Source organism: uncultured Lawsonella sp. (genome assembly GCF_947252745.1).
Lineage (GTDB): Bacteria > Actinomycetota > Actinomycetes > Mycobacteriales > Mycobacteriaceae > Lawsonella.
Genome location: NZ_CAMXWW010000002.1, coordinates 37,285 through 56,402 on the forward strand (window position 1 = coordinate 37,285; position 19,118 = coordinate 56,402).

15 protein-coding genes are annotated in these 19,118 nt (G+C 58.4%); 1 reads left to right on the forward strand and 14 read right to left on the reverse strand.

Annotation, left to right across the window (positions count from 1 at the left end):
* Positions 1-8 precede the first annotated feature (8 nt).
* From Q0X28_RS02300 to glmS, 4 genes are read right to left on the reverse strand one after another with little or no spacing between them, the layout of a single operon-like run.
* The gene (locus tag Q0X28_RS02300; RefSeq protein WP_298576094.1) at positions 9-2,078 is read right to left on the reverse strand and encodes a helicase HerA-like domain-containing protein; all 2,070 of its coding nucleotides are present in this window, start codon (positions 2,076-2,078) and stop codon (positions 9-11) included.
* A gap of 10 nt (positions 2,079-2,088) precedes the next feature.
* A complete protein-coding gene (locus Q0X28_RS02305; RefSeq protein WP_296238944.1) occupies positions 2,089-3,711 on the reverse strand; it encodes an NAD(P)H-hydrate epimerase in 1,623 nt (540 codons plus the stop codon).
* Positions 3,711-4,106, reverse strand: coding sequence for a hypothetical protein (locus tag Q0X28_RS02310; RefSeq protein WP_296238942.1), 396 nt, complete (start codon positions 4,104-4,106; stop codon positions 3,711-3,713). The genes Q0X28_RS02305 and Q0X28_RS02310 overlap by 1 nt, the downstream gene beginning before the upstream one ends.
* Before the next feature lie 11 nt (positions 4,107-4,117).
* Positions 4,118-5,995, reverse strand: coding sequence for a glutamine--fructose-6-phosphate transaminase (isomerizing) (glmS, locus tag Q0X28_RS02315; RefSeq protein WP_298576098.1), 1,878 nt, complete (start codon positions 5,993-5,995; stop codon positions 4,118-4,120).
* Positions 5,996-6,148: 153 nt separating this feature from the next.
* On the opposite strand from glmS, the gene Q0X28_RS02320 reads away from it, so the two are divergent.
* Entirely contained in the window at positions 6,149-7,009 is an 861-nt protein-coding gene (locus Q0X28_RS02320; protein WP_298576101.1) for a dienelactone hydrolase family protein, read from the forward strand.
* Positions 7,010-7,131: 122 nt separating this feature from the next.
* Here Q0X28_RS02320 and Q0X28_RS02325 read toward each other — a convergent pair whose 3' ends face one another.
* The 10 genes from Q0X28_RS02325 to eccCa form a co-directional block, all read right to left on the reverse strand.
* Positions 7,132-7,350 carry a hypothetical protein gene (locus tag Q0X28_RS02325; protein WP_053961688.1) on the reverse strand — a complete coding sequence of 73 codons (219 nt, stop codon included), beginning with the start codon at positions 7,348-7,350 and terminating at the stop codon, positions 7,132-7,134.
* 2 nt (positions 7,351-7,352) lie between these two features.
* Positions 7,353-9,653, reverse strand: coding sequence for a hypothetical protein (locus Q0X28_RS02330; protein ID WP_296238933.1), 2,301 nt, complete (start codon positions 9,651-9,653; stop codon positions 7,353-7,355).
* Positions 9,654-9,656: 3 nt separating this feature from the next.
* Positions 9,657-9,962: a hypothetical protein gene (locus Q0X28_RS02335; RefSeq protein ID WP_298576105.1), complete on the reverse strand. Its 306-nt coding sequence runs from the start codon at positions 9,960-9,962 to the stop codon at positions 9,657-9,659.
* Positions 9,963-10,119: 157 nt separating this feature from the next.
* Complete coding sequence (gene glmM, locus Q0X28_RS02340) at positions 10,120-11,463, reverse strand: phosphoglucosamine mutase (RefSeq protein WP_298576108.1); 1,344 nt, start codon at positions 11,461-11,463, stop codon at positions 10,120-10,122.
* A gap of 291 nt (positions 11,464-11,754) precedes the next feature.
* Positions 11,755-12,279 (reverse strand): 30S ribosomal protein S9, encoded by a 525-nt coding sequence (gene rpsI / locus Q0X28_RS02345; RefSeq protein WP_296238927.1) that lies wholly within the window; start codon positions 12,277-12,279, stop codon positions 11,755-11,757.
* Positions 12,279-12,722, reverse strand: a complete 444-nt coding sequence (gene rplM, locus Q0X28_RS02350) for a 50S ribosomal protein L13 (RefSeq protein ID WP_053961693.1) — start codon at positions 12,720-12,722, stop codon at positions 12,279-12,281. Before rplM ends, rpsI begins: the two co-directional genes overlap by 1 nt.
* Before the next feature lie 243 nt (positions 12,723-12,965).
* A complete protein-coding gene (locus tag Q0X28_RS02355; protein WP_097677610.1) occupies positions 12,966-13,253 on the reverse strand; it encodes a WXG100 family type VII secretion target in 288 nt (95 codons plus the stop codon).
* An 11-nt stretch (positions 13,254-13,264) separates the two neighbouring features.
* Positions 13,265-13,564, reverse strand: coding sequence for a WXG100 family type VII secretion target (locus Q0X28_RS02360; RefSeq protein WP_296238922.1), 300 nt, complete (start codon positions 13,562-13,564; stop codon positions 13,265-13,267).
* A gap of 119 nt (positions 13,565-13,683) precedes the next feature.
* On the reverse strand, positions 13,684-15,000 hold the full coding sequence (locus Q0X28_RS02365) for a hypothetical protein (protein ID WP_298576114.1): 1,317 nt from the start codon (positions 14,998-15,000) through the stop codon (positions 13,684-13,686).
* Positions 14,997-19,001, reverse strand: a complete 4,005-nt coding sequence (gene eccCa, locus Q0X28_RS02370) for a type VII secretion protein EccCa (RefSeq protein WP_298576669.1) — start codon at positions 18,999-19,001, stop codon at positions 14,997-14,999. The genes Q0X28_RS02365 and eccCa overlap by 4 nt, the downstream gene beginning before the upstream one ends.
* Positions 19,002-19,118: the final 117 nt, after the last annotated feature.

The window sequence follows — 19,118 nt, forward strand, 5'->3', positions numbered from 1 at the left end:
CTAGTCTCTTACTTAAAGAAACCCTTAAGCACTGTCCCGAGGATCTTCTTTCCGCCATTTCCTTTCACCAGCTCACGCGACAGCTGGGTACCCAGGGAGCGGGCGAAGGAACTGGCGGCTTTGGAGGCAGCACCCCGGATTCCAGTACGGGCCCGGCGCTCCGCTTCCCGCTCTTCTTCCCGCCGGCGGCGCTCCTCTTCGCGACGTCGCTTCTCTTCTTCCTTCGCTTGCTTTTCAGCCTCTTTACGGGCTTTTTCTTCCGCTTCCGCCCGGGCAGCTGCGGCTGCGGCTGCTTCTGCCTCCGCCTGTCGCTTCTGTGCTTCAGCGCGGAGCTTCTCGAAGGCGGACTCCCGGTCTTCCGGCGTCATGTATTTCACGGCTAGGGCGGATGCTTCTACGGCTTTCTTGAGCTGTGCGCTATCGGCGGGCCCCATCACCGACTGGGGTGCCCACAACTTGGTGGGGGCAACTGGGCTGGGACGGCCTTTCTCGTCGAGAATCGTGACGATGGCCTCACCCACACCTAGCGTGGTGAGGAGTTCTTCAAGGTCGAAATCAGAGACGGGGAAAGTGGAGACAGTAGCACGTAGTGCTTTGGCATCCTTCGGGGTGAAAGCACGGAGCACATGCTGGACCCGCGAGCCCAACTGGCCCAGTACCTCTTCGGGGATGTCGGTGGGGTTTTGGGTGAGGAAGTAGATACCCACGCCTTTGGAGCGGATGAGTTTCACTACTTGTTCCACCTGCGCCAGGAATTCTTTGGAGGCTCCTTGAAAGAGCAGGTGCGCTTCGTCGAAGAAGAACACCAGTTTTGGCTTGTCTACATCGCCAACTTCTGGCAGGGTGCGGAAGAGGTCGTTGAGAAGCCACATGATGAAGGCGGAGACGAGGGCTGGTTTCTCAGACATGTCCGTCATCCGCAGGAGGCTGATGACACCACGTCCATCCGCTGCGGTGCGCAGGAAGTTGGCGGTGTCGAAGGCGGGAAGTCCGAAGAATACGTCTCCACCCTGGGCGGCGAGTGCAGAAACGGAGCGCAGGATGACTCCGGCGGTGGGTCGACCAACCCCACCAATGCCTTTCAGTTCGGTTTTACCTTCGTCGGTGGAGGTAAGGAAGGTGACGACTTCTTGGAGGTCTTTAAGATCGTCGAGGGCCATATTGCGTTGTTCGCAATACTCAAAGATGAGGTGGAGTGCCTGGGTTTGGGTGGCGTTGAGGTTGAGGGCACGGGAAAGGAGGAGTGATCCAAAATTCTGGACGGTGGTGCGGACGGGCACGCCGGGGGCGATCTCACTGGAGACTCCGAGTGTGAGGAACTCGGTGGGGTACCCGGTGGGCTGCCAGTTGCTTTGTCCTTGGGCGGCGGTGCGAGCCTGGAGGTCCTCCGACGGAGTTCCGGGAGACATGAGTCCGGAGAGGTCGCCTTTCACATCAGTGATGAACACGGGGACGCCGGCGGCGGAGAGGCCTTCCGCCATGAGCTGCAGGGTGCGGGTCTTGCCGGTGCCGGTGGCTCCTGCAACCAAACCATGCCGGTTCATCATGCGAAGCGGCAGTGAGATGGAGATGTTCGGATAGTTGTGGCCCTCAATGAGGGCACAGCCGAGTGGCATGGTGGGGGTGTCGAAGGAGTATCCGGCGGCGATAGTGTCGGCACGTGGGTCTGCCGGGGGCTCATGCGTGGAGGGTGTGGCGGCCGGCTTTGTGGTTTCCGCTGTCGTCCCGGTGGTGTCGCCTGATGCGGCGGCTGGGGTAGCAGATGGGGCTACGGCCTCTGGTGCTGCCGCGCCCGGAGCTGCAGCAGCTTCCAAGGCGGCACCCTCCGCTTCTTTAGCTACGGCCTCATTGGCTTTAGTAGCTGCGGTTGAGTCTGCGGCGTCTGCCTCTTTGCGTAGTTCTTCTGCTTCTGTCTGGTCGGAGACGGAAGCGAGTTTCGCCTGCAGTTCGGCTGCCTTCGCCGCGGCTTCGGCAGCGGCTAGCTTGGCAGCTGCAGCTTCTGCACGGAGGCGGGCGAGTTCTGCCTCCCGAGCAGCGTTACGGGCAACTTCGGCAGGGGACGTAGAGTTCTCAGACATACTGAAAATTCTACTGGAGAGTGTCCTCTCCTCCGCCCTGCACGTCACGAATTGCCGCTGATATCGAAAGGGAAATCTCGGAGGCAGTGACGGGCGCCCCGTGGGGCAGCTGCGCCCCTTCGTCAACGAGATAGTCCAACGTGTGCCAGGTTTGTCCGCCCATGGCGGCGAGACGTGCTGCACGTGAGTGAACTCGGACTGCCATTGCTGCCGATTCTTCGGCGGAGCGGCCTACTACCACACCGTGTGCGACGATTGCTCCAATGAGACCGGTCAACACGTCACCGCTACCGGGTGTCGCGGCCCAGGAGGATCCGGTGTCTTCGGCAAAGACACCTCCTGGTCCCGCAATGTAGGTGGTTCGGCCTTTGAGAAGGATGCTGATGGTGATGCCTTGGTTTTCCCACGCTTTCTGGCAGGCGGTAACGGCAGCCGGTCGTCCCATGCGCTCAATATCTGCGACGGAAGTGGGTAGGGGGTAGTGTGGCGCCTCCGGGTAGGCCTTGCAGAGGCGGAGGAATTCGCCGGTATGCGGGGTAAGGAGGGTGACAGCGTCGCGGGGGCGTTTGTCCATCAGCTCCGGGGTGTCCGAGATGAGGGTGATAGCGTCGGCGTCCAGCACCACCGGTATTTCTTGTTCAAGAATCCAGCTGAGGCGGTCAAAGGCGCCTTCATCGGTCCCCATGCCGGGCCCTGCTATCCATGCGTTCACGCGGCCTGCTTGTTTGGGTGAGCCGGTGCACACGGTGTCGGGCCGATGGGAGAGGACGAGGTCGGAGACGGAGCCGCTGTAGCGTACCATGGCGGAGCTGGCGTGTGCTGCTCCTGAGACGGTGAGGAGGGCTGCCCCCGGATAGGCGGCGGAGCCAGCACATACTCCGACCACGCCGGTGGTGTATTTGTTGTCATTGGCGCCGGGGATGGGCCATTGGGCGGCGACGTCGGCATCGGAGAGTACCTGCATAACGGGGGTTTCTCCGCTGAGATCGAGGCCAATGTCAACGAGCGAAATGCGGCCACAGGATGGGCCGGCGAGGATGTGGCATGGTTTCAGGGACCCGAAAGTAACGGTGGCGACGGGGTGGACATGGGGATCATGCTGTACCCCCGTGTCGGGGTCGATACCGGAGGGAATGTCGACGGAGACGATGGGTACGTGGGCGTCGTCGAGGAGATCGATGACGGTGGCGGCGGGTTCGCGGAGGGGTCCCCGTCCGCCGATCCCAACAATGCCATCTAACGCGAGGTCGGCACTGTGGATGGCAGCACTGAGGGCGGTGTTTGCGGCGAGGTCTGTCTCTTGTTGGGGCAGGGTGATGACGTGTCCGTGGGCTGCCCGGAGGGCGGCAAGGCCCGCGGTATGGGTGTGGTCGGGGTTGAGGAGAACCGCGGTGACGGCGGCTCCTTTTCCGCGTAGGTAGGTACCGGCCCAAAGGGTGTCTCCGCCGTTGTCTCCGGCACCGACGACGAGCAGAATGTGGCTGCCGTAGACGGTTCCGCAGCGACGGCGGATTTCGTCGAGGACGTGGATGTAGAGGCCGTAGGAGGCACGCCGCATGAGGTCTCCCTCGGGGAGGGAAGCTAGTAGGGGCGCTTCGGCTGCGCGGATGCTGTCGGCGGTATAGACGTTCATCAGTGTTTTCTCTCTGGCAGAGGTACCCAAAGGAACGCGAGACCCAGCGCGGCGAAGATCACCACCCAACCACACAGTCGGATGATGGTGGCTTCGTATCCCACCGGTATGGTTTGAGCAAGGACGCTTGCGACCATAGCGATGAGGCTGAGCACGCTTGTAACGATACGGGCCCAGGTGTGCCCCTGGGCGAGGTACCACAACACAACCACAATGGCGACGAAGCACACTGCGGCGGCTGCGGGGATCATTCCGGCACTGCCGTTCGTCGGTTCCTGGGCGCGCGCAACTACTACGGTGGCGATTGCTGCTCCCAGGAGGAGGACCAGGATATTGCACACGACGGCGATGGGGAGGGCGGCACGGGGGTCCAGCCCTGCGATCCAACGACGCATGTCATCAGCCCCTATTCGACGGTGACGGATTTGGCTAGGTTACGTGGCTTGTCCACATCGTATCCGCGTTGGGTGGCGATCTCGGCGGCCATCATCTGGAGCGGCACGGTCGAGACCAATGGCTGCAGGAGGCTTGAGCATTCCGGAACACGGATGATGTGGTCAGCGAAGGGTACCACTGCATCGTCACCTTCTTCAGCGATGACGATGGTGGTGGCACCGCGTGCCTGCACTTCCTTGACGTTGGAAATCATCTTGGAGTGCAGCACTGCCCTGCCCTTGGGGGACGGCATGATGACGACGATGGGCATTCCTTCGTCAATGAGGGCGATGGGGCCATGCTTGAGTTCACCAGCGGCGAAACCTTCCGCATGGATGTAGGCAAGTTCTTTGAGTTTGAGGGCACCTTCGAGCGCCACCGGGTAGCCGACATTGCGCCCGATAAAGAGGATGGTTTTGCTGTCAGCGAACTGTCGGCCAATGGTGCGGATGTGGTCGGTTTGTTCGAGCACTTTCTCCACTTTGCTGGCCATTCCTGCTAGCTCACGGTAGGTGGCGGCCACTTCATCGGAGTATTTGGTGCCACGGGCCTGGGCCAGGGCTAGGCCCACTAGATAGTTGGCGATGACCTGTGCGAGGAAGGCCTTGGTGGAGGCTACCGCGATTTCGGGTCCAGCATGGGTATAGAGAACCGCATCGGATTCACGCGGGATTTGTGCCCCGTTGGTATTGCACACTGCCAGTACGCGGGCTTTTTGGCTGCGGGCGTGGCGGACAGCTTCCAGGGTGTCTGCGGTTTCGCCGGACTGGGAGATGGCCAGCACGAGGGTGTCTGGACCGAGGACGGGGTCGCGGTAGCGGAATTCGGAGGCGAGTTCGATTTCTACGGGGACGCGTGTCCAGTGCTCGATGGCGTATTTGGCGAGGAGCCCTGAGTGGTAGGCGGAGCCGCAGGCGACGACGAAGATCTTCTCGATCTGGCGGAGGTCGTCGTCGGAAAGCCGCTGCTCGTCGAGGACGATATGTCCGTTAATGAAGTGGCCGCGGAGGGTGTCGGCGAGTGCTTGCGGCTGTTCGGCGATTTCCTTCAGCATGAAGTAGTCGTAGCCGCCTTTTTCGGCTGCTTCGAGGTCCCAGTCGATAGTGAAGGGGCGGCCTTCCACAGGGTTTCCGGCAAAGTCGGTGATCTGGTAGCCATCAGCGGTGATGGTGACGACGTTATCCTGACCGAGTTCGACGGCTTCCCGGGTGTGTTCGATGAAGGCGGCAACGTCGGAGCCGAGAAACATTTGGTGGTCGCCGACGCCAATGACGAGCGGGGTGCTCCGCCGGCATGCCATAAGGGTGCCGGGATGGTCGGCGTGGGCAATGACGAGGGTGAAGGCTCCTTCGAGCTTGTTGATGACGGCCATGACGGAGGCGTGGAAGTCTCCGGCGTTGGGGCCTTCGCCGTAGTATTCAGCGTGTAGCAGATGGGTGACCGTTTCACTGTCGGTGTCGGAGGAGAATTCGACTCCCTCGGCCTCCAGTTGGGCACGTAGGGGGGCGAAGTTTTCGATGATGCCGTTGTGGACGACGGCGATCTTCCCCTGGTGGTCGACGTGGGGGTGGGCGTTGCTGTCAGTGGGGCGCCCGTGGGTGGCCCAGCGGGTGTGACCGATGCCGGTGGTGGCGGGGTATTTGTCCAGCTTGGCGGCATCTACTGCGGCGACGAGGTTGTCGAGCTTTCCAGCTTTCTTTTCGACAGCCATGCCGCCGGCGCCGTCGAGGAGGGCAATGCCGGCAGAGTCGTAGCCGCGATACTCCATGCGGCGCAGCGCGTCGATGACAACACCGAGGGCGGGCTTAGACTGGCCGGGGGTGCCTACGTATCCAACGATTCCACACATACCTACACCCTACTTGGTCGGAGTCCCTGGAGTCGCCTTGAGCCGACCTGTTGCCCGCTCTTTTTTACCACTGCTGTGGATTTCGGGGATTCTGTGGCATGTTTGCCTCAATCTCTACGTTTCTTGGGGGTGTTATTGACTAGGCTTAGGGACGTGGCTACGAAATTGAAGAAACTAGTTTCTGATCTCTCATACATTGGCTCGAAGCGCGTGATGCGCGGCGAACTGTCTGATGTCCATCTTGAGGGTGTTGTTTTCGCTCCGACGGGACGCACTTCGGTGCCTACTGTCATTGTTATTCCCGACTGGTTGACCCCGGTGGGCGCATACCACGAGTTAGCACGTCATCTTGCTTCGTGGGGTATGGCCTGTGTGGTACCCAAGTTGAAGAACAATGGGTTGAACGATGCTGCTGATATGACTGAGCAGGTGGCAGCGTTGGTGCAGTCCTTGCGGGGCATGCAGTTGGGTAACGGCACAGCCCAATTCGACAGCGACAAGGTAGCACTGTTGGGCCATGGTCTGGGTGGTGCTGTGGCGGCGGAGACTGCCGCTAAAGGTGTGCCGTTGAAGGCTGTGGTTGCCGCCTATCCGACTGAGGCGACACCGTCTCCGCTGGACTTCACGGCTCGTGCCGCGGTTCCTGCTTTGGTGATTGCTCCGGAGTTCCCACCGTTGTTGTCGATTGATGTGTCGGAGGATTTTGCTAATTCCTGGGGGGCTTCTGTGGTGATGCGCAAGGTTCCGGGTTGTACTCGTATGGGTATGACGGGGAATAGCTTGCTGGAGCGTTTTGGTCTCTCGGAGACGAATGACAAGAAGCCTTTGCGCGCACAGACGGCACTGATGACCGGCTACCTGTGGTACCAGTTGGCAGGTGAGAAGGATTTCAAGGGTTTTGCGGCGCTGGATTCTGAGATCGCTGGGACTGAGGTGGTGCTGACGGAGCAGCAGGAGGATGAAGCTGCTGCTCCGAACCAATCGAAGTGTCCGTTCGCTCGCTTGGTTCGTTAGTTTCTTTTTCTGAGCTCAAGACAAAAGTGGTGGCCCGGTTGGGACCACCACTTTTTTTGGGGCTTCCCCTCCCTCTATTGAGGGCACATGTTGGGGGGAGGTGGAAAGCAACCGTCTAAGGACTAGAGCTGATCTAGCATCTTCAGGGTCTCGGGTTCGAGCTCGATGTAGCCTGCTTTCGCCAGTTCCTTGAAGTTATGCAGCGAGGTGAAAATGCTTTCTGCTTCTTCATCGCTCAGTTCATAGGGGTCTTCCTCGCTGTACTGCGCAAGCTGTTCCTCGATTTCTTGTTCATCAAAAGAATGAATTTTGTGCTTTGGCTGTTGGTCAAAGAGAGCCATTGTTACCACATCCCTGCTTTGGAAAGACCATTGTCAGTGACATCGGATCGGTCAGCCGATGCGACAGGCGAAGCCGGCATTTCTGCGGGCGTCGCTTCTGCGGGCGTCGCTTCTGTTGGTGCTTGATTCACAGCTGCAGTCTGCGTATGAACGTGTACTTCCGCAGTTGTCTTTGCGTGGATCTTTTCATCAACGCTGGCGTCGTCATTTGAACTTTGTTCACCGTGTTCTGAATCCTGCTTTTGTGCCTTCTCTACCGATTCGGCAGCATCTCGTTGACCATGCTCCTTGGTGGAATCCTTGGGCTGGTCTCCATCTTTCTTTTCTTCATCTACGGAATCTGCTTCTTCAGTGTGAACATCAGCATTGTCATGGTGCGCAGACTTTCCGTCGTTGTCACTCTGTTCTTCGCCATGCTGGTGTTCGTCTGGGCCGTGTGCAGACTCATCGTGGTGCGCTTCATCGTGCCGATCTCCACCATCTGTGTGATGGGCGTCCTCACCACCATTGGCTTCGCACGAAGCTGGGTGATCATGGTCCACGGTTTCTATTGAGATTGATCCATGGCTATCGACAGAGACCTCGACACCGAGCTCTCCGTCGATTCGAAGTGACCAACTCGGGTTGTTTCCAGAGGCATGGGTAGTGCTGTCATTGGCCTGGCCGCTTTCAGACATGTACCCCACGTGTGCTGCGGGGTTAGTATGCTCGCCTCCTGGGTACATGCCAGCTCTGGCAGACAGAGTGCCGTTGCTGTGCATTCCCATGTCGAGGCCACCACTGTAGGCGGGCTGATGAGACATCGGCATATCGCCGCCCGGCTGCGGGGGAACGCCTGGCATCATGCCGTTCTGGAATGGGGCATTACCTATTCCGGGAGTGGAAGTGTAATCCCCTCCTGGGGTGGCAGTGGGGTTCGCTGCATCCATTCCACCATTCATCAAAGCGTTCCAGAGCTCATTGTGAATCATCTGGGCCGTGCGGTTGCCCGCCTGAATGATGGTGTTGATGATGGCTGGCTGGGTCGTACCCGATTGTGTGCCATTGCTTCGATCAGGGATATAAGGGGGATTCCCATTACCTGTGCCGGGCATGTGTTCCTGGTGACCATTCTGCGGCGGATGGGGCTGTTCAGGATTGGCGGGAGGATACCCAACCGGAGGCTCCAAGGGCTGATGATTATTGCCACTATCACCAGGATCCATAGGCGGATGAGGGAGCGTGTTTCCACCACTACCTCCGGTACCGCCTCCACCTGTCCCTCCGTTGGAGCCGCCACCGGTGGGCGGGACGAGCTTTGGATGGTGCTCTTGAGGTGCGGGTTCGGGTGTCGACTTCCTTTTCTCGTGTCCGTCGCTCTCATCTTCATGCGGGACGGGGCACGTGAATTTGGGAAGCTCTTTGAGCGGGGGATTGGGATTGCACTTGATGTCTCGGTCTTTCGGACTTGTCGGAGGCTCGACTCCCTTCACCTTCACAGGCTTCAGCTGGTGAGTGAAATCGGGAGATAGTTTCTCCCCGGATTTGGTTTTCGACCAGACAATTGTCCAAATTCGATCGAGTTCCTCCTCTGCACTCGCGACAAGGTTGCACAATGCATCAAGGACGTTCATAGAGATCCTGGTGGATCGTTGCATGTCCTTAACCCCCTCAACGAGCTCCCCTAGGCCTCCTCGTATTCCTTTAATACCAGAGGTAATTGCCGCTCCGGGACTGTACTTGAACCCGTACTTCGAGGCTTTGTCTTTACCGAGTGCTGCACCGATAACATTGTCAATGCCCTCCCCGCCCATAGCCATGAGACTGTCACTCGTTGCCCGGAGCACATTATCGAGCGCGATAGGGCGCTTTGTCATCGCAATAATCCAGGCTTGAGCTTGGGCGAATTGCACCATCGCCAGGGTGGCCTTCAGCCCGAGCTCAATATTATGCTCGGCAACCTCATAGATATGCGCTTGGGCTTGTATGTCCTTCTGTAGCACGTGGAGTTGGTGCCGAGCTGCTTCTGCAGCTTCTCCTCGCCACACCTTATTTGTATCTGAAATACAATCCTGGACAACCGTATTCAGGTTACTCAGCGCGACGTGACGGTCTTCAATGGAGTGCTTGAAAATCTCCACTTGAGAGGTGTGGAACTCAAGGAAATTCGTCACCAAGAGTTTCTCAGCACGCCACATGCTCGGACGCAACTGATTGAGGACAAGCGCTGGAGGAAACGCCACTTTCTTGAGATTCTGCTCTGCAAGAGTAAAGACAATTGCCGCTCTAATAGAGGCGACAGATACGCCATAACCACCGCCCATGGCTTACACCTCCTGCCGTTGGAATACCGACCTATGCTCATCACTCTGCTGTTCGAAGAGCGTTGCGTCTGAATGCACATGGTCAGCATGCGATAACGTTTGGTTCACTAAGTCGTTTACTTTGCCGTCTTCCTGAATGAACCACGAAACAAATGCCTGCCCGATGTCTTTACGCCGACCGCCAAACATGTCGTCGCACAAAAACTGATGGGAGGGATCAAGCGCAAATGTGCAGTCGCTCCCTCCGTCATAAAGACGAGAAGCAATCTTCTTTAATGCCGGTGGATCAATAAAAAGTTCGTCAGCCATGGCTTCCCAGTTCGTTGTAGGTCCGGAGCACGGGAATGTGCGTTTACACATATGACGCCGCACGGCGTAGTGGGGTTCCACCGCATCGGGAAAAAGTCCAGAAATAGCAAAAGGTGACGATGCACCACTACATCGTCACCTTTCTCTACTGGTAGGTCTACACAGACCCCACAATCTCGGCGAGGCGACCCGCCACCTGTTGTGCATGTTCTTCCGTGGCAGCCTCCACCATGACACGCACCAACTGTTCTGTTCCGGAGGCTCGCAACAGCACCCGCCCGGTCTCCCCCAGCTCATCCTCGGCTTCAAGTGTCGCCGCGACCACCGTGGGATCCGACGCCACCGCATCACGATCTGAGACAGCCACATTGATGAGGACCTGAGGCAGTACCGTCACCACACTGGCGAGCTCTGCCAAACTATGCCCAGTTGCCACCATCCGATCCATCAACTGCAGGCCCGTCAGCACGCCGTCACCAGTGGTGGCATAGGCAGGCAGCACAATATGCCCAGACTGTTCACCACCCAGGCTGTAGTCGCCGGCACGCAGGTCCTCCAGCACGTAGCGGTCCCCCACTGCTGTGCACCGCAGATTAATGCCCTCTTTTTTCATCGCCAAGCGGAGGCCAAGATTGGACATTACGGTAGCCACTAGAGTGTCGTCGGCGAGTTCACCGCGTTCTTTCATCGCGATGGCCAAGATAGCCATAATCTGGTCACCGTCTACCAGATTGCCGTATGCGTCAACGGCAAGGCAGCGGTCGGCATCTCCATCGTGGGCAATTCCGAGGTCTGCACCGTGCACCAGTACTGCCTCGCGAAGGCTCTCCATGTGGGTAGAACCGCAATTGTCGTTGATATTGAGGCCATCAGGCTCATTATGAATTGCAATGACGGTGGCACCGGCTCGCTCATAAGCTTCCGGAGCGACGGCTGAGGCAGCCCCATTGGCAGCGTCAACAACAACCGTAAGACCACTCAAATCGTGGGTACGGGTGGAAAGAAGGTGCTCCAAGTAGGATTCGTGTGCTTCTGTTTGCGCCTGGTTGATGCGCCCAATATCACCACCTGTCGGGGCCGTCTCGCGTGTGGAGTTGAGCCGCGCCTCAATCTCGTCTTCTAGCGCATCGTCGAGTTTGTGGCCACCCGCAGCAAAGAATTTGATGCCGTTATCCGGCATAGGGTTATGCGAAGCCGAGATCATGACCCCAAAAGCGGCGTCACGTCGAGCTGTTTCAAAAGCTACCGCGGGTGTTGGTAGCACCCCAAGGAGGTCGACATCGACACCACGGCTGGAGATGCCGGCCGCCAGTGCAGCCTCCAGCATTTCTCCCGAGATGCGCGGATCGCGCCCTACAACGACATGGGGGTGTTCGGTACCGTTTGCCGCATGTGCGGCAAACACTTCCGCAGCTGCTGCTCCCAGTTGGAGAGCGAGGTGCGGGGTGAGGGTGTCGTTCGCGAGACCACGAACGCCGTCGGTACCGAAAAGTCGTGCCATAGTGTGTGCGTTCCTTATAGGTGTGGGTGACGGGTCACTACTGGGGAACGTTTCTGACCAGTGGGAAGAGACATTTTCCCCAGTAGCCAGGCTGTTTCTGCCCAGTAGCTGTCCATTCTACTCTGTTAAGGGCTTTCGGCGGGAGGAGGTCTGGCTATCTGGGTGCTCCTGCCAGCACAGGACAGGAGCGTGTCGGCCAAGCATGCCGGAACCAGCCAGGAAAGTCCCAACGACTCGCCGAAATGGGGAATGCCCCGACCGGGGTCGGGGCATTCCAAGCAAGCTGTTGTATTAACGCTTGGAGTACTGCGGAGCACGGCGGGCCTTGTGCAGACCGGCCTTCTTGCGCTCAACAGCACGGGAGTCGCGGGTGAGGAATCCAGCCTTCTTGAGGGCAGGACGATCATCCGGATTAGCGGCGTTCAGGGCGCGGGCGATAGCCAGACGCAGTGCGCCGGCCTGGCCGGAGGGGCCACCACCCTTGAGGTTGGCCTGAATGTCGAACTGCTCTTCGCGCTCAACGAGGACCAGCGGGGACTTCACGAGCTGCTGGTGAACCTTGTTGGGGAAGTAGTTTTCCAGGGTGCGGCCGTTCAGCACGAACTTGCCGGTGCCAGGAACCATGCGGACACGCACGACGGCTTCCTTGCGGCGACCAACGGTCTGGACCGGGCCGGAAACAGCGGCAGGGGCAACCTCCGCCTCAATGCCGTCGACGGTGATGTCAGCAGTGAGCTCTTCAGCAACTTCCTGGGAAGCAGCGTCAATCACGGCGTCTTCTGCAATGACTTCGTTGTTGATGTTCTCTTCGGCCATTACTGTGCCACCTGCTTAATCTCGTAGGGAACGGGCTGCTGGGCGGTGTGAGGATGCTCGGGGCCAGCGTAGACCTTGAGCTTCTTCACCATCTGACGCCCGAGAGAGTTGTGGGGAAGCATGCCCTTCACAGCCTTCTCGATGACGTATGCAGGATTGGTGTCCAGCAAGTCACCCAGGGCGTCAGCGCGGAGACCACCCGGGTAGCCGGAGTGGCGGTACAGCTTGACCTGTTCACGCTTGTTAGCGGAAACAGCGACCTTTTCAGCGTTGATGATGACGACAAAGTCGCCGCCATCAAAGTTGGGGGCATAAGTGGGCTTGTTCTTCCCACGGAGCAGGTTTGCGGTCTGGGCGGCCAGGCGACCCAGTACCACATCGGTGGCATCGATGACGTACCACTTGCGGTCGACGTCACCAGCCTTAGGTGCATAAGTAGACAAAGCGACTTCCTCGTCTCTTCGAAACTGCCGGCCACAGAGTGTTTTTCGAATCATTGACAGCGGCCGGTTGAGACCTGTCAGGATCCTTGTCCCCCGCCCGCGAGAAGCGGGTGACGCGAAGAAACACCGGTGGACAATATTACCAGCTCATAGCGGTAGACAAAAATTATGGAGGCTCTGCCGACCAGCGGTAATGGCTGGGTGCAGAGCCTCCATGAAAGTAGAGCTTGGGTGCAATATCTCTTACATCCAGGAAGCGGCGGCGCGACGGTTGGTGTCGTTCATGGCATCGTTGCCCTGTCCAACGATCACACCAATGCGGTCGAGAACCTGGTTGAGTTCTTCCTGAGCGCGATCCCACTTCTGCTGCTGGGCCTGGTAAGCATCAGCTGCTTCACCTTCCCAGGTCGACACCATGGGGGCAAGGTAAGCTTTGAGGTCACTCAGGGCGGTATTGAGGCGAGAAGCAGCCTGGGCGATGTCCATGCGGCTAGCCTCGATGGAAGCGAAGTCGTAACGAATGGTATCCACGTGCATCTCCTTTAGATGTTAAGGGTGTTGAGCTGAGCCAGGTGGTCATCCTGGGAGGCCTGGTAAGCAGCGCTGTTGGCACGGATGGTCTCGGCGATGCTATTAAGGGACTCGTTGAGGTGCCGCCCAGCGTCCTGCCAACGGACCATAAGCTGGTCGAACGCCATCTTGGCGGAACCCTGCCAAGCTGCATCCAGGGAACCCAGACGCATTTGCAGGCCGTTCATCTCCTGCTGAACTTGCTGCGCGATATCGACGACATGATTGGCCGCAGTCGCCATAGTGTCAGTCTGCGTATTGAGAGCCACCATGTTCACTCCTTCAACTGTTAGAAAGTGGTGTCCTAGCCACATCCCCAACGGCTGCGGCTATATTGTCGTTTGATATGACGCCGCTAAGGGCAGCAGGGTTCCATCGGCTCGAAAAAACTTTAAGAAACTCGAATTCCATTGAGAATTGCCTGGCAGAGCTTGTGCGCCTTCTGCTCCGTCATACCCTCACGCACCCGATACTGGCAGGCCAGCGAATACGCATAACGATCCGTGTAGAAGACCACCCAGTCCGCCCGGGACACCTCACCAGTAAGTTCCCGGTAGCTCAATGCCACAGGTGGCACCCACCCATTAGTGGGCCACTGGTAGCTACTCACCCATGGCTTAATCGTGGCCATCGGATCGGACAGCTGACGTTGCAGAGAATCCCGCAGGCGATGATCAGGATCCTGTTTCAAGGTCAACAGCATCCGCAGGTTCGGCTCATTCACCGGGGCAATTATCGTCCGCCATTGTTCATGAGTAGTGAGATCCACAGTCGGCGGGGAATCGCGCGTTACCGTCCATGCTCCCGGCAGCGACAGCATGCCTCCGGGAAAGGTGATCACCTGGGCGGGGTCGACGGAGCGAATGCCCTGCCGCCCATACGCATCTTCGGTGCGTTTTTCGGTACCAAACGCTCCCGCCAGCACCATCGACAGCATTGCCACCACCGTCATAATGATCACTGCGTAATCGGTGCGAGTCGGTTTACGGAAACGCTTCTTCCGCAATGCTGCTCTGCGTGCGAGCAGCACATCCCGCTGATGTTCCGCATCGGCGCGCCACTTCCGCTCTTTGACAACCACCCACATATCGGTGGGACTTATCCGGTAGGAGACAACACCCGCGGCACGAAGAGTTTCGCACACTAGCTCGCATGCATCAGTTTCGAGACCGGGAGGACCGGTCAGCACCAGGACGTCGCAGTCACGGCGCAGATCATGCACCATCAGACGTGCAGTGGAGGCAATAGCCTGCGCCCACTCGATCGCTTGCCCTTGTTGATCCGGTTCGTTCTCCTGCACCACCGGAGCGAACCCCATCCCGGGGTAGACAGTGGTGGAGAACCGCCGCGCATCGTGGGTTCGGACCAGTGTGAACGTGGCGTTCAGCTGCGTGCACTCGATAACGAGCAGGAATCGTGGGAGACACTCGGCGGCATCAATCGTGATCCATTCAGTGGCTATCTGCCAGGCTGGGTAGACAAGCGTCTCCTGTTGGCACAGACGGGCCAAGGCGCGCCGCCGCGGCATCCCCCATGCGCTGGGAGCAACCACCAGATGGTCATCGTCAATGGGGTCAGGGAAATACTCGTAGAGGGGTGAGTATCCGTGGTCGATGTTGATGGCATCGTTCATCTCATCCGCAGTGAGGGTGAGAAACTTGTTGTTGCGAACAACTGTATTGCCCCAAATGCCTGTAAAGGTTGTCATTCCGCATTCTCCTCTACCGGGAGGTAGGCCAACTGCACCACTTGGTGCTGGCCCTGGCTATTAATCACGTCTGCACGGCCCGCAGGCAGTGAACGGGCCTTGCGCCCACCGGCAATGGCGCCCTCCTCGGGAGAACCGTTCATGACGAAAACTGTAGGGTGCAATTCGCGGATACGCGACATGATCGGTTCGAAGGAGGTGCGGGAGAAGCCGGTGCAGCGGCGCGCCACCACCATGTGCAATCCAATGTCTCGTCCATACGGCAGAAGTTCGAGCAGCCCCAGCAGCGGGTTACCAGAGCTGGTAGCCACCAGATCATAATCATCTACAATGAGGAAAATGTCTGGCCCCTCCCACCAGCTACGATCACGCAGTGTCTGCGGATCGTTCACGCCAGCCGGCATGCGGGATTCCAGCAGTGGCGTCAGCTGTGCAATGAAGTCCTGCACATCCTGCTTCGTGGAGGCGTAGCCTGCCAGATGACTGGGCAGGCATTCGCCGAGTAGCTGGCGACGGTAATCGACCACCAACATCTTCGCTTCGGTAGCGGGGATATTCTCTGCGATACGGTGAATGACGGTACGGAGCATGGTTGATTTGCCGGAGGAGTCACCCACCACAAGGATGTTCTCCTCCTGCCCCGTATCGATAGCAAATTGACCCAAGCTGTCGCCTTCAATACCCAGCGGGATCCGGTAGCCGTGCTTGCCAGAGACGGTGACGGGTCCCATTTCTCCAGCGGAGACGATTCTCGGTAGGAGCGCCAATGGGGTTACTGGAGCTTCCTGCGACCACTGTGCGGCGATCGCACGCAGGCCTTCCTCATCCTGTAGTGCGAAGAGGAAGTGGAGGCCATCTGGTGTCATACCACGGCCCGGTAATGCCGGCACTTTCTCTGCATTCTTGCGGCCAAGGATGGAGTCGGCGGGATCACCCAAACGAAGCTCCCACCGGGTGGTAAGGGAGTCTCGCAGGGCAGCACGGATATCTCCCCAGCGGGATGCAGCGAGGACAAGGTGAATGTTGTACGAGAGACCTTCCCGCACCAGCTGCCGGACCTTCTCCTCGAACTCCATGTTGTTCTCGACAAGAGCTGCCCAACCGTCGATGAACAGCACAATATGCTGATTGATGGGGGCACCTGCCATCCGGTTTCGCAGTTCTTGACTGATTTCCGCGAAGGTTCGCTCCATGATTTCTTCGTCTTGCGTGGAGCAGACAGCGGCACAGTGCGGAAGTATCCGCAGGTGCGTGAGCACCCCACCACCGGCGTCAACGGCGTACATCTTGAGTATCGCCGGGGAGTTCTCTTGGGCGAGGGCGCTTGCAATGGTGACGAGTGCCTGCGACTTTCCGGTCTGTGTGGTCCCGACGATGAGAGCGTGGTTGAGGGTGGGAAGCGACACACGCATAGACTTGCGCATCTGCTCTGCCGGTACGTCGATGAGACCGACAATGCCCCGATGGGACAGTTCGTCCATGGTCGTTCCCACGCTGGCACCGATCGCCAACTCTGCACATTCGGCGGCACTTGCGTGCAGAGGTAGCGGCGGCAACCATACCTGGTGGGCTCGAGGCACATGAGAAGGGAAGCTGTTGAGCAGCACATGGAAAATAGTGTGTTCTTCTCCATCGCTGTCGGCAGGCTGGGTGGGTTCCTCCACTTCCTCTCCTTTAAGGATTATCGGGACCGCGTTACGCGTCTCGATAGACCAGCCAAAAGAATTGCCCACCAATGGTTCTGATCCATAAATCTGGAGGTGGTTATCTGCTTCGGTAAGTATCTCCTGGGGGGCACGTACCCGACGCTGAGACCGTTTCTTGAGGGTGCCTGAAACGTAGAAGGCTCGGAATTTTTGCAGGTTGTCGGTGCCATCCAGAAGATATCCGGCACCTGGCTGCTGCGGCAGGTTGAAGGCATCCGGGGTACCGATAACGGAGCGGGACTCCACCACCGAGAAGGTCTTTAGGGCAATGCGATAGGACAAGTGGGATTCCAAGCCACGAAGTTTGCCGGCATCAATACGCTGTGATGCGAGCAGCAGGTGCACGTGCAGCGAACGACCCAGACGGCCGATCTGCACAAAGAGTTCTGCGAATTCGGGACGCTCGGCCAATAGTTCAGAGAACTCATCCACGATAATGAGAAGAGCAGGGAGATGCGGAAAACGATCCGTATCCACCTGTCCACGCGAGCGCGCCTTGACGTACTCGTCAATGTTCGCAAAGCCGCCGGCGGCGTGGAGAATCTCCTGGCGACGCCGTAGTTCGCCTTCGAGTGCAGCATACATACGCTCAACTGCCAGCGCATCATCTGACAAGTTGGTGATGACGGCTGCTACGTGTGGTGCGCCAGAAATGCCGGAAAAGGTTGCGCCGCCCTTAAAGTCGACAAGAACCAGGTTGACCTGTTCCGGACTGTGTGACCCAATGAGACCGACGACTAAGGTACGCAGCAGTTCCGATTTACCAGAGCCCGTCGCGCCGATGCAGAGGCCATGTGGGCCCATTCCGCCCTGTGCCGATTCTTTGAGGTCAAGGTAGACCGAACGTCCTTGGTCATTCAAACCAATGGGAACACGAAGTCGATCTCGACCGACTTTCAATGCCCAGTCCCGTTCAGGCAGGAAGTTCTCTACCGAACCCATCCCCAGCAGTTCAAAGAGATCAGCAGTCGGCTTTTCCCCATTGGCGTCATCCCCACTGTCCTCGGCGGGGCTCCCTATAGTGGTATATCCGGCGAGTCGCCACGCAATGGCCGCCGCTGTGGAGGGACTCAGTTGGTCGGCAGTGCCGAGGGGACAGGATTCCCCACGGAACCACACATGCACAACTCCCTCGTCATCCACCTCCAAGTGAAGATCCGTCTCGGTGTGTTCCGCTTCCGGGAGGATAGCGAGGACATGAGGAAAATAGGAGCCGTAGGCGCTTACGAACTCGACACTATCTGTAATAAGGAGCGTCGTCCCTTGCTGCGGAAGGTCTTCACGCAGGTCGAAGGGCTGGTGAAGAAGATTAAAGGGATAGAGTTCACAGTCCGAGCGGCGAACGGTGTGAGGCAGCCACTTCAACAGTTCCGGCCATTGAGGATCCCGGCAGGCCAAGACGACATGACAATCCTCAGGATGGTGGGTGAGGAAGAATGTCATCAACATAGAGCGGAAGAGACTGTGGGCTTTCTCTTTCTCGCCGCTCACCACACAACGGCTGAACCCGCGCAGACTCACCACAATGGGCATGTCTTCGATGGTGTTAGCGGTTCGGGAGAACAGTCGCAGAGCACTCACCGAGACCGGTTCCAGATCTTCCACCCGTGGCAACTCCGGGAAGGCAAAATGATCGTCGGAGGAGACAGAACCACTTCCAACACGGAAGCAGAGGAAGGAGTCGTCGTCCTGCCGCACACTCCATAGGTAGCGCTCGTTAAGGTAGGCACGATAGCGATCTGGGTGAGGGAAACGAAGGGTCTCTTCCTTGCGGATCAGCTCGTGGAGTTCCTCCCGATCCTCATCCAAATCCGCCAAATATCGCAGATACTCCTGCCGTCGGCGGGCAATTTCTCGCATCGCATTGCCGCCGCCCAGGCTGGAGGAGATCATGGTGCCGGCGGAGGCCAACATCATAACGGGAAACATCAGCATCATCGGACTCATCCGACCGCCGGACTTCGCCATCCAAATGATGGAACCCAACACACCCACCACCATGACGAGCGGCATCAGCTTCGGTAGCAGTGGTTGCGATTCCTGAGCGGGTATCTCCGGCGCGAGCTCGACATCAACTGAAGAAGCCTCGTCGCTGGTGCGTTCTGGCAATTCACGACTATGGAAAAAGCGGGTTGCTCCAGCGCGGAAGCCAACGAGACCACGCGCACCTTGCGGTTTGTTATCCGCAGAACTGTCAGCCTCAGAAGGTGTGAGGGTAACGGGGGCGGCAGCGGAGGAAGCAACTGGTTCCCCACCGGCCGCGGCCGAATCGGGGAGCTGGGCAGATGAAGACATCTCAGGCACGAGTCGCGAGTTCCCTTATATGTCGTGTGTGAAAACTTCTAACGGCCCGATGGTAGGGACTCACCTCCCCGCGTGGAACTGCTACATTTCTCAAAATCTTTTTTCTCA

Bases quoted from the DNA above. Each gene is read 5' to 3' on its own strand.
- Q0X28_RS02330 (WP_296238933.1), bottom strand. From the start codon at position 9,653: ATGGGCGGTGGTTATGGCGTATCTGTCGCCTCTATTAGAGCGGCAATT.
- Q0X28_RS02335 (WP_298576105.1), bottom strand. From the start codon at position 9,962: ATGGCTGACGAACTTTTTATTGATCCACCGGCATTAAAGAAGATTGCT.
- Q0X28_RS02365 (WP_298576114.1), bottom strand. From the start codon at position 15,000: ATGACAACCTTTACAGGCATTTGGGGCAATACAGTTGTTCGCAACAAC.
- Q0X28_RS02360 (WP_296238922.1), bottom strand. From the start codon at position 13,564: ATGGTGGCTCTCAATACGCAGACTGACACTATGGCGACTGCGGCCAAT.
- glmS (WP_298576098.1), bottom strand. From the start codon at position 5,995: ATGTGTGGAATCGTTGGATACGTAGGCACCCCCGGCCAGTCTAAGCCC.
- glmM (WP_298576108.1), bottom strand. From the start codon at position 11,463: ATGGCACGACTTTTCGGTACCGACGGCGTTCGTGGTCTCGCGAACGAC.
- Q0X28_RS02325 (WP_053961688.1), bottom strand. From the start codon at position 7,350: ATGGCTCTCTTTGACCAACAGCCAAAGCACAAAATTCATTCTTTTGAT.
- rpsI (WP_296238927.1), bottom strand. From the start codon at position 12,279: ATGGCCGAAGAGAACATCAACAACGAAGTCATTGCAGAAGACGCCGTG.
- Q0X28_RS02305 (WP_296238944.1), bottom strand. From the start codon at position 3,711: ATGAACGTCTATACCGCCGACAGCATCCGCGCAGCCGAAGCGCCCCTA.
- eccCa (WP_298576669.1), bottom strand. From the start codon at position 19,001: ATGTCTTCATCTGCCCAGCTCCCCGATTCGGCCGCGGCCGGTGGGGAA.
- Q0X28_RS02310 (WP_296238942.1), bottom strand. From the start codon at position 4,106: ATGCGTCGTTGGATCGCAGGGCTGGACCCCCGTGCCGCCCTCCCCATC.
- Q0X28_RS02300 (WP_298576094.1), bottom strand. From the start codon at position 2,078: ATGTCTGAGAACTCTACGTCCCCTGCCGAAGTTGCCCGTAACGCTGCT.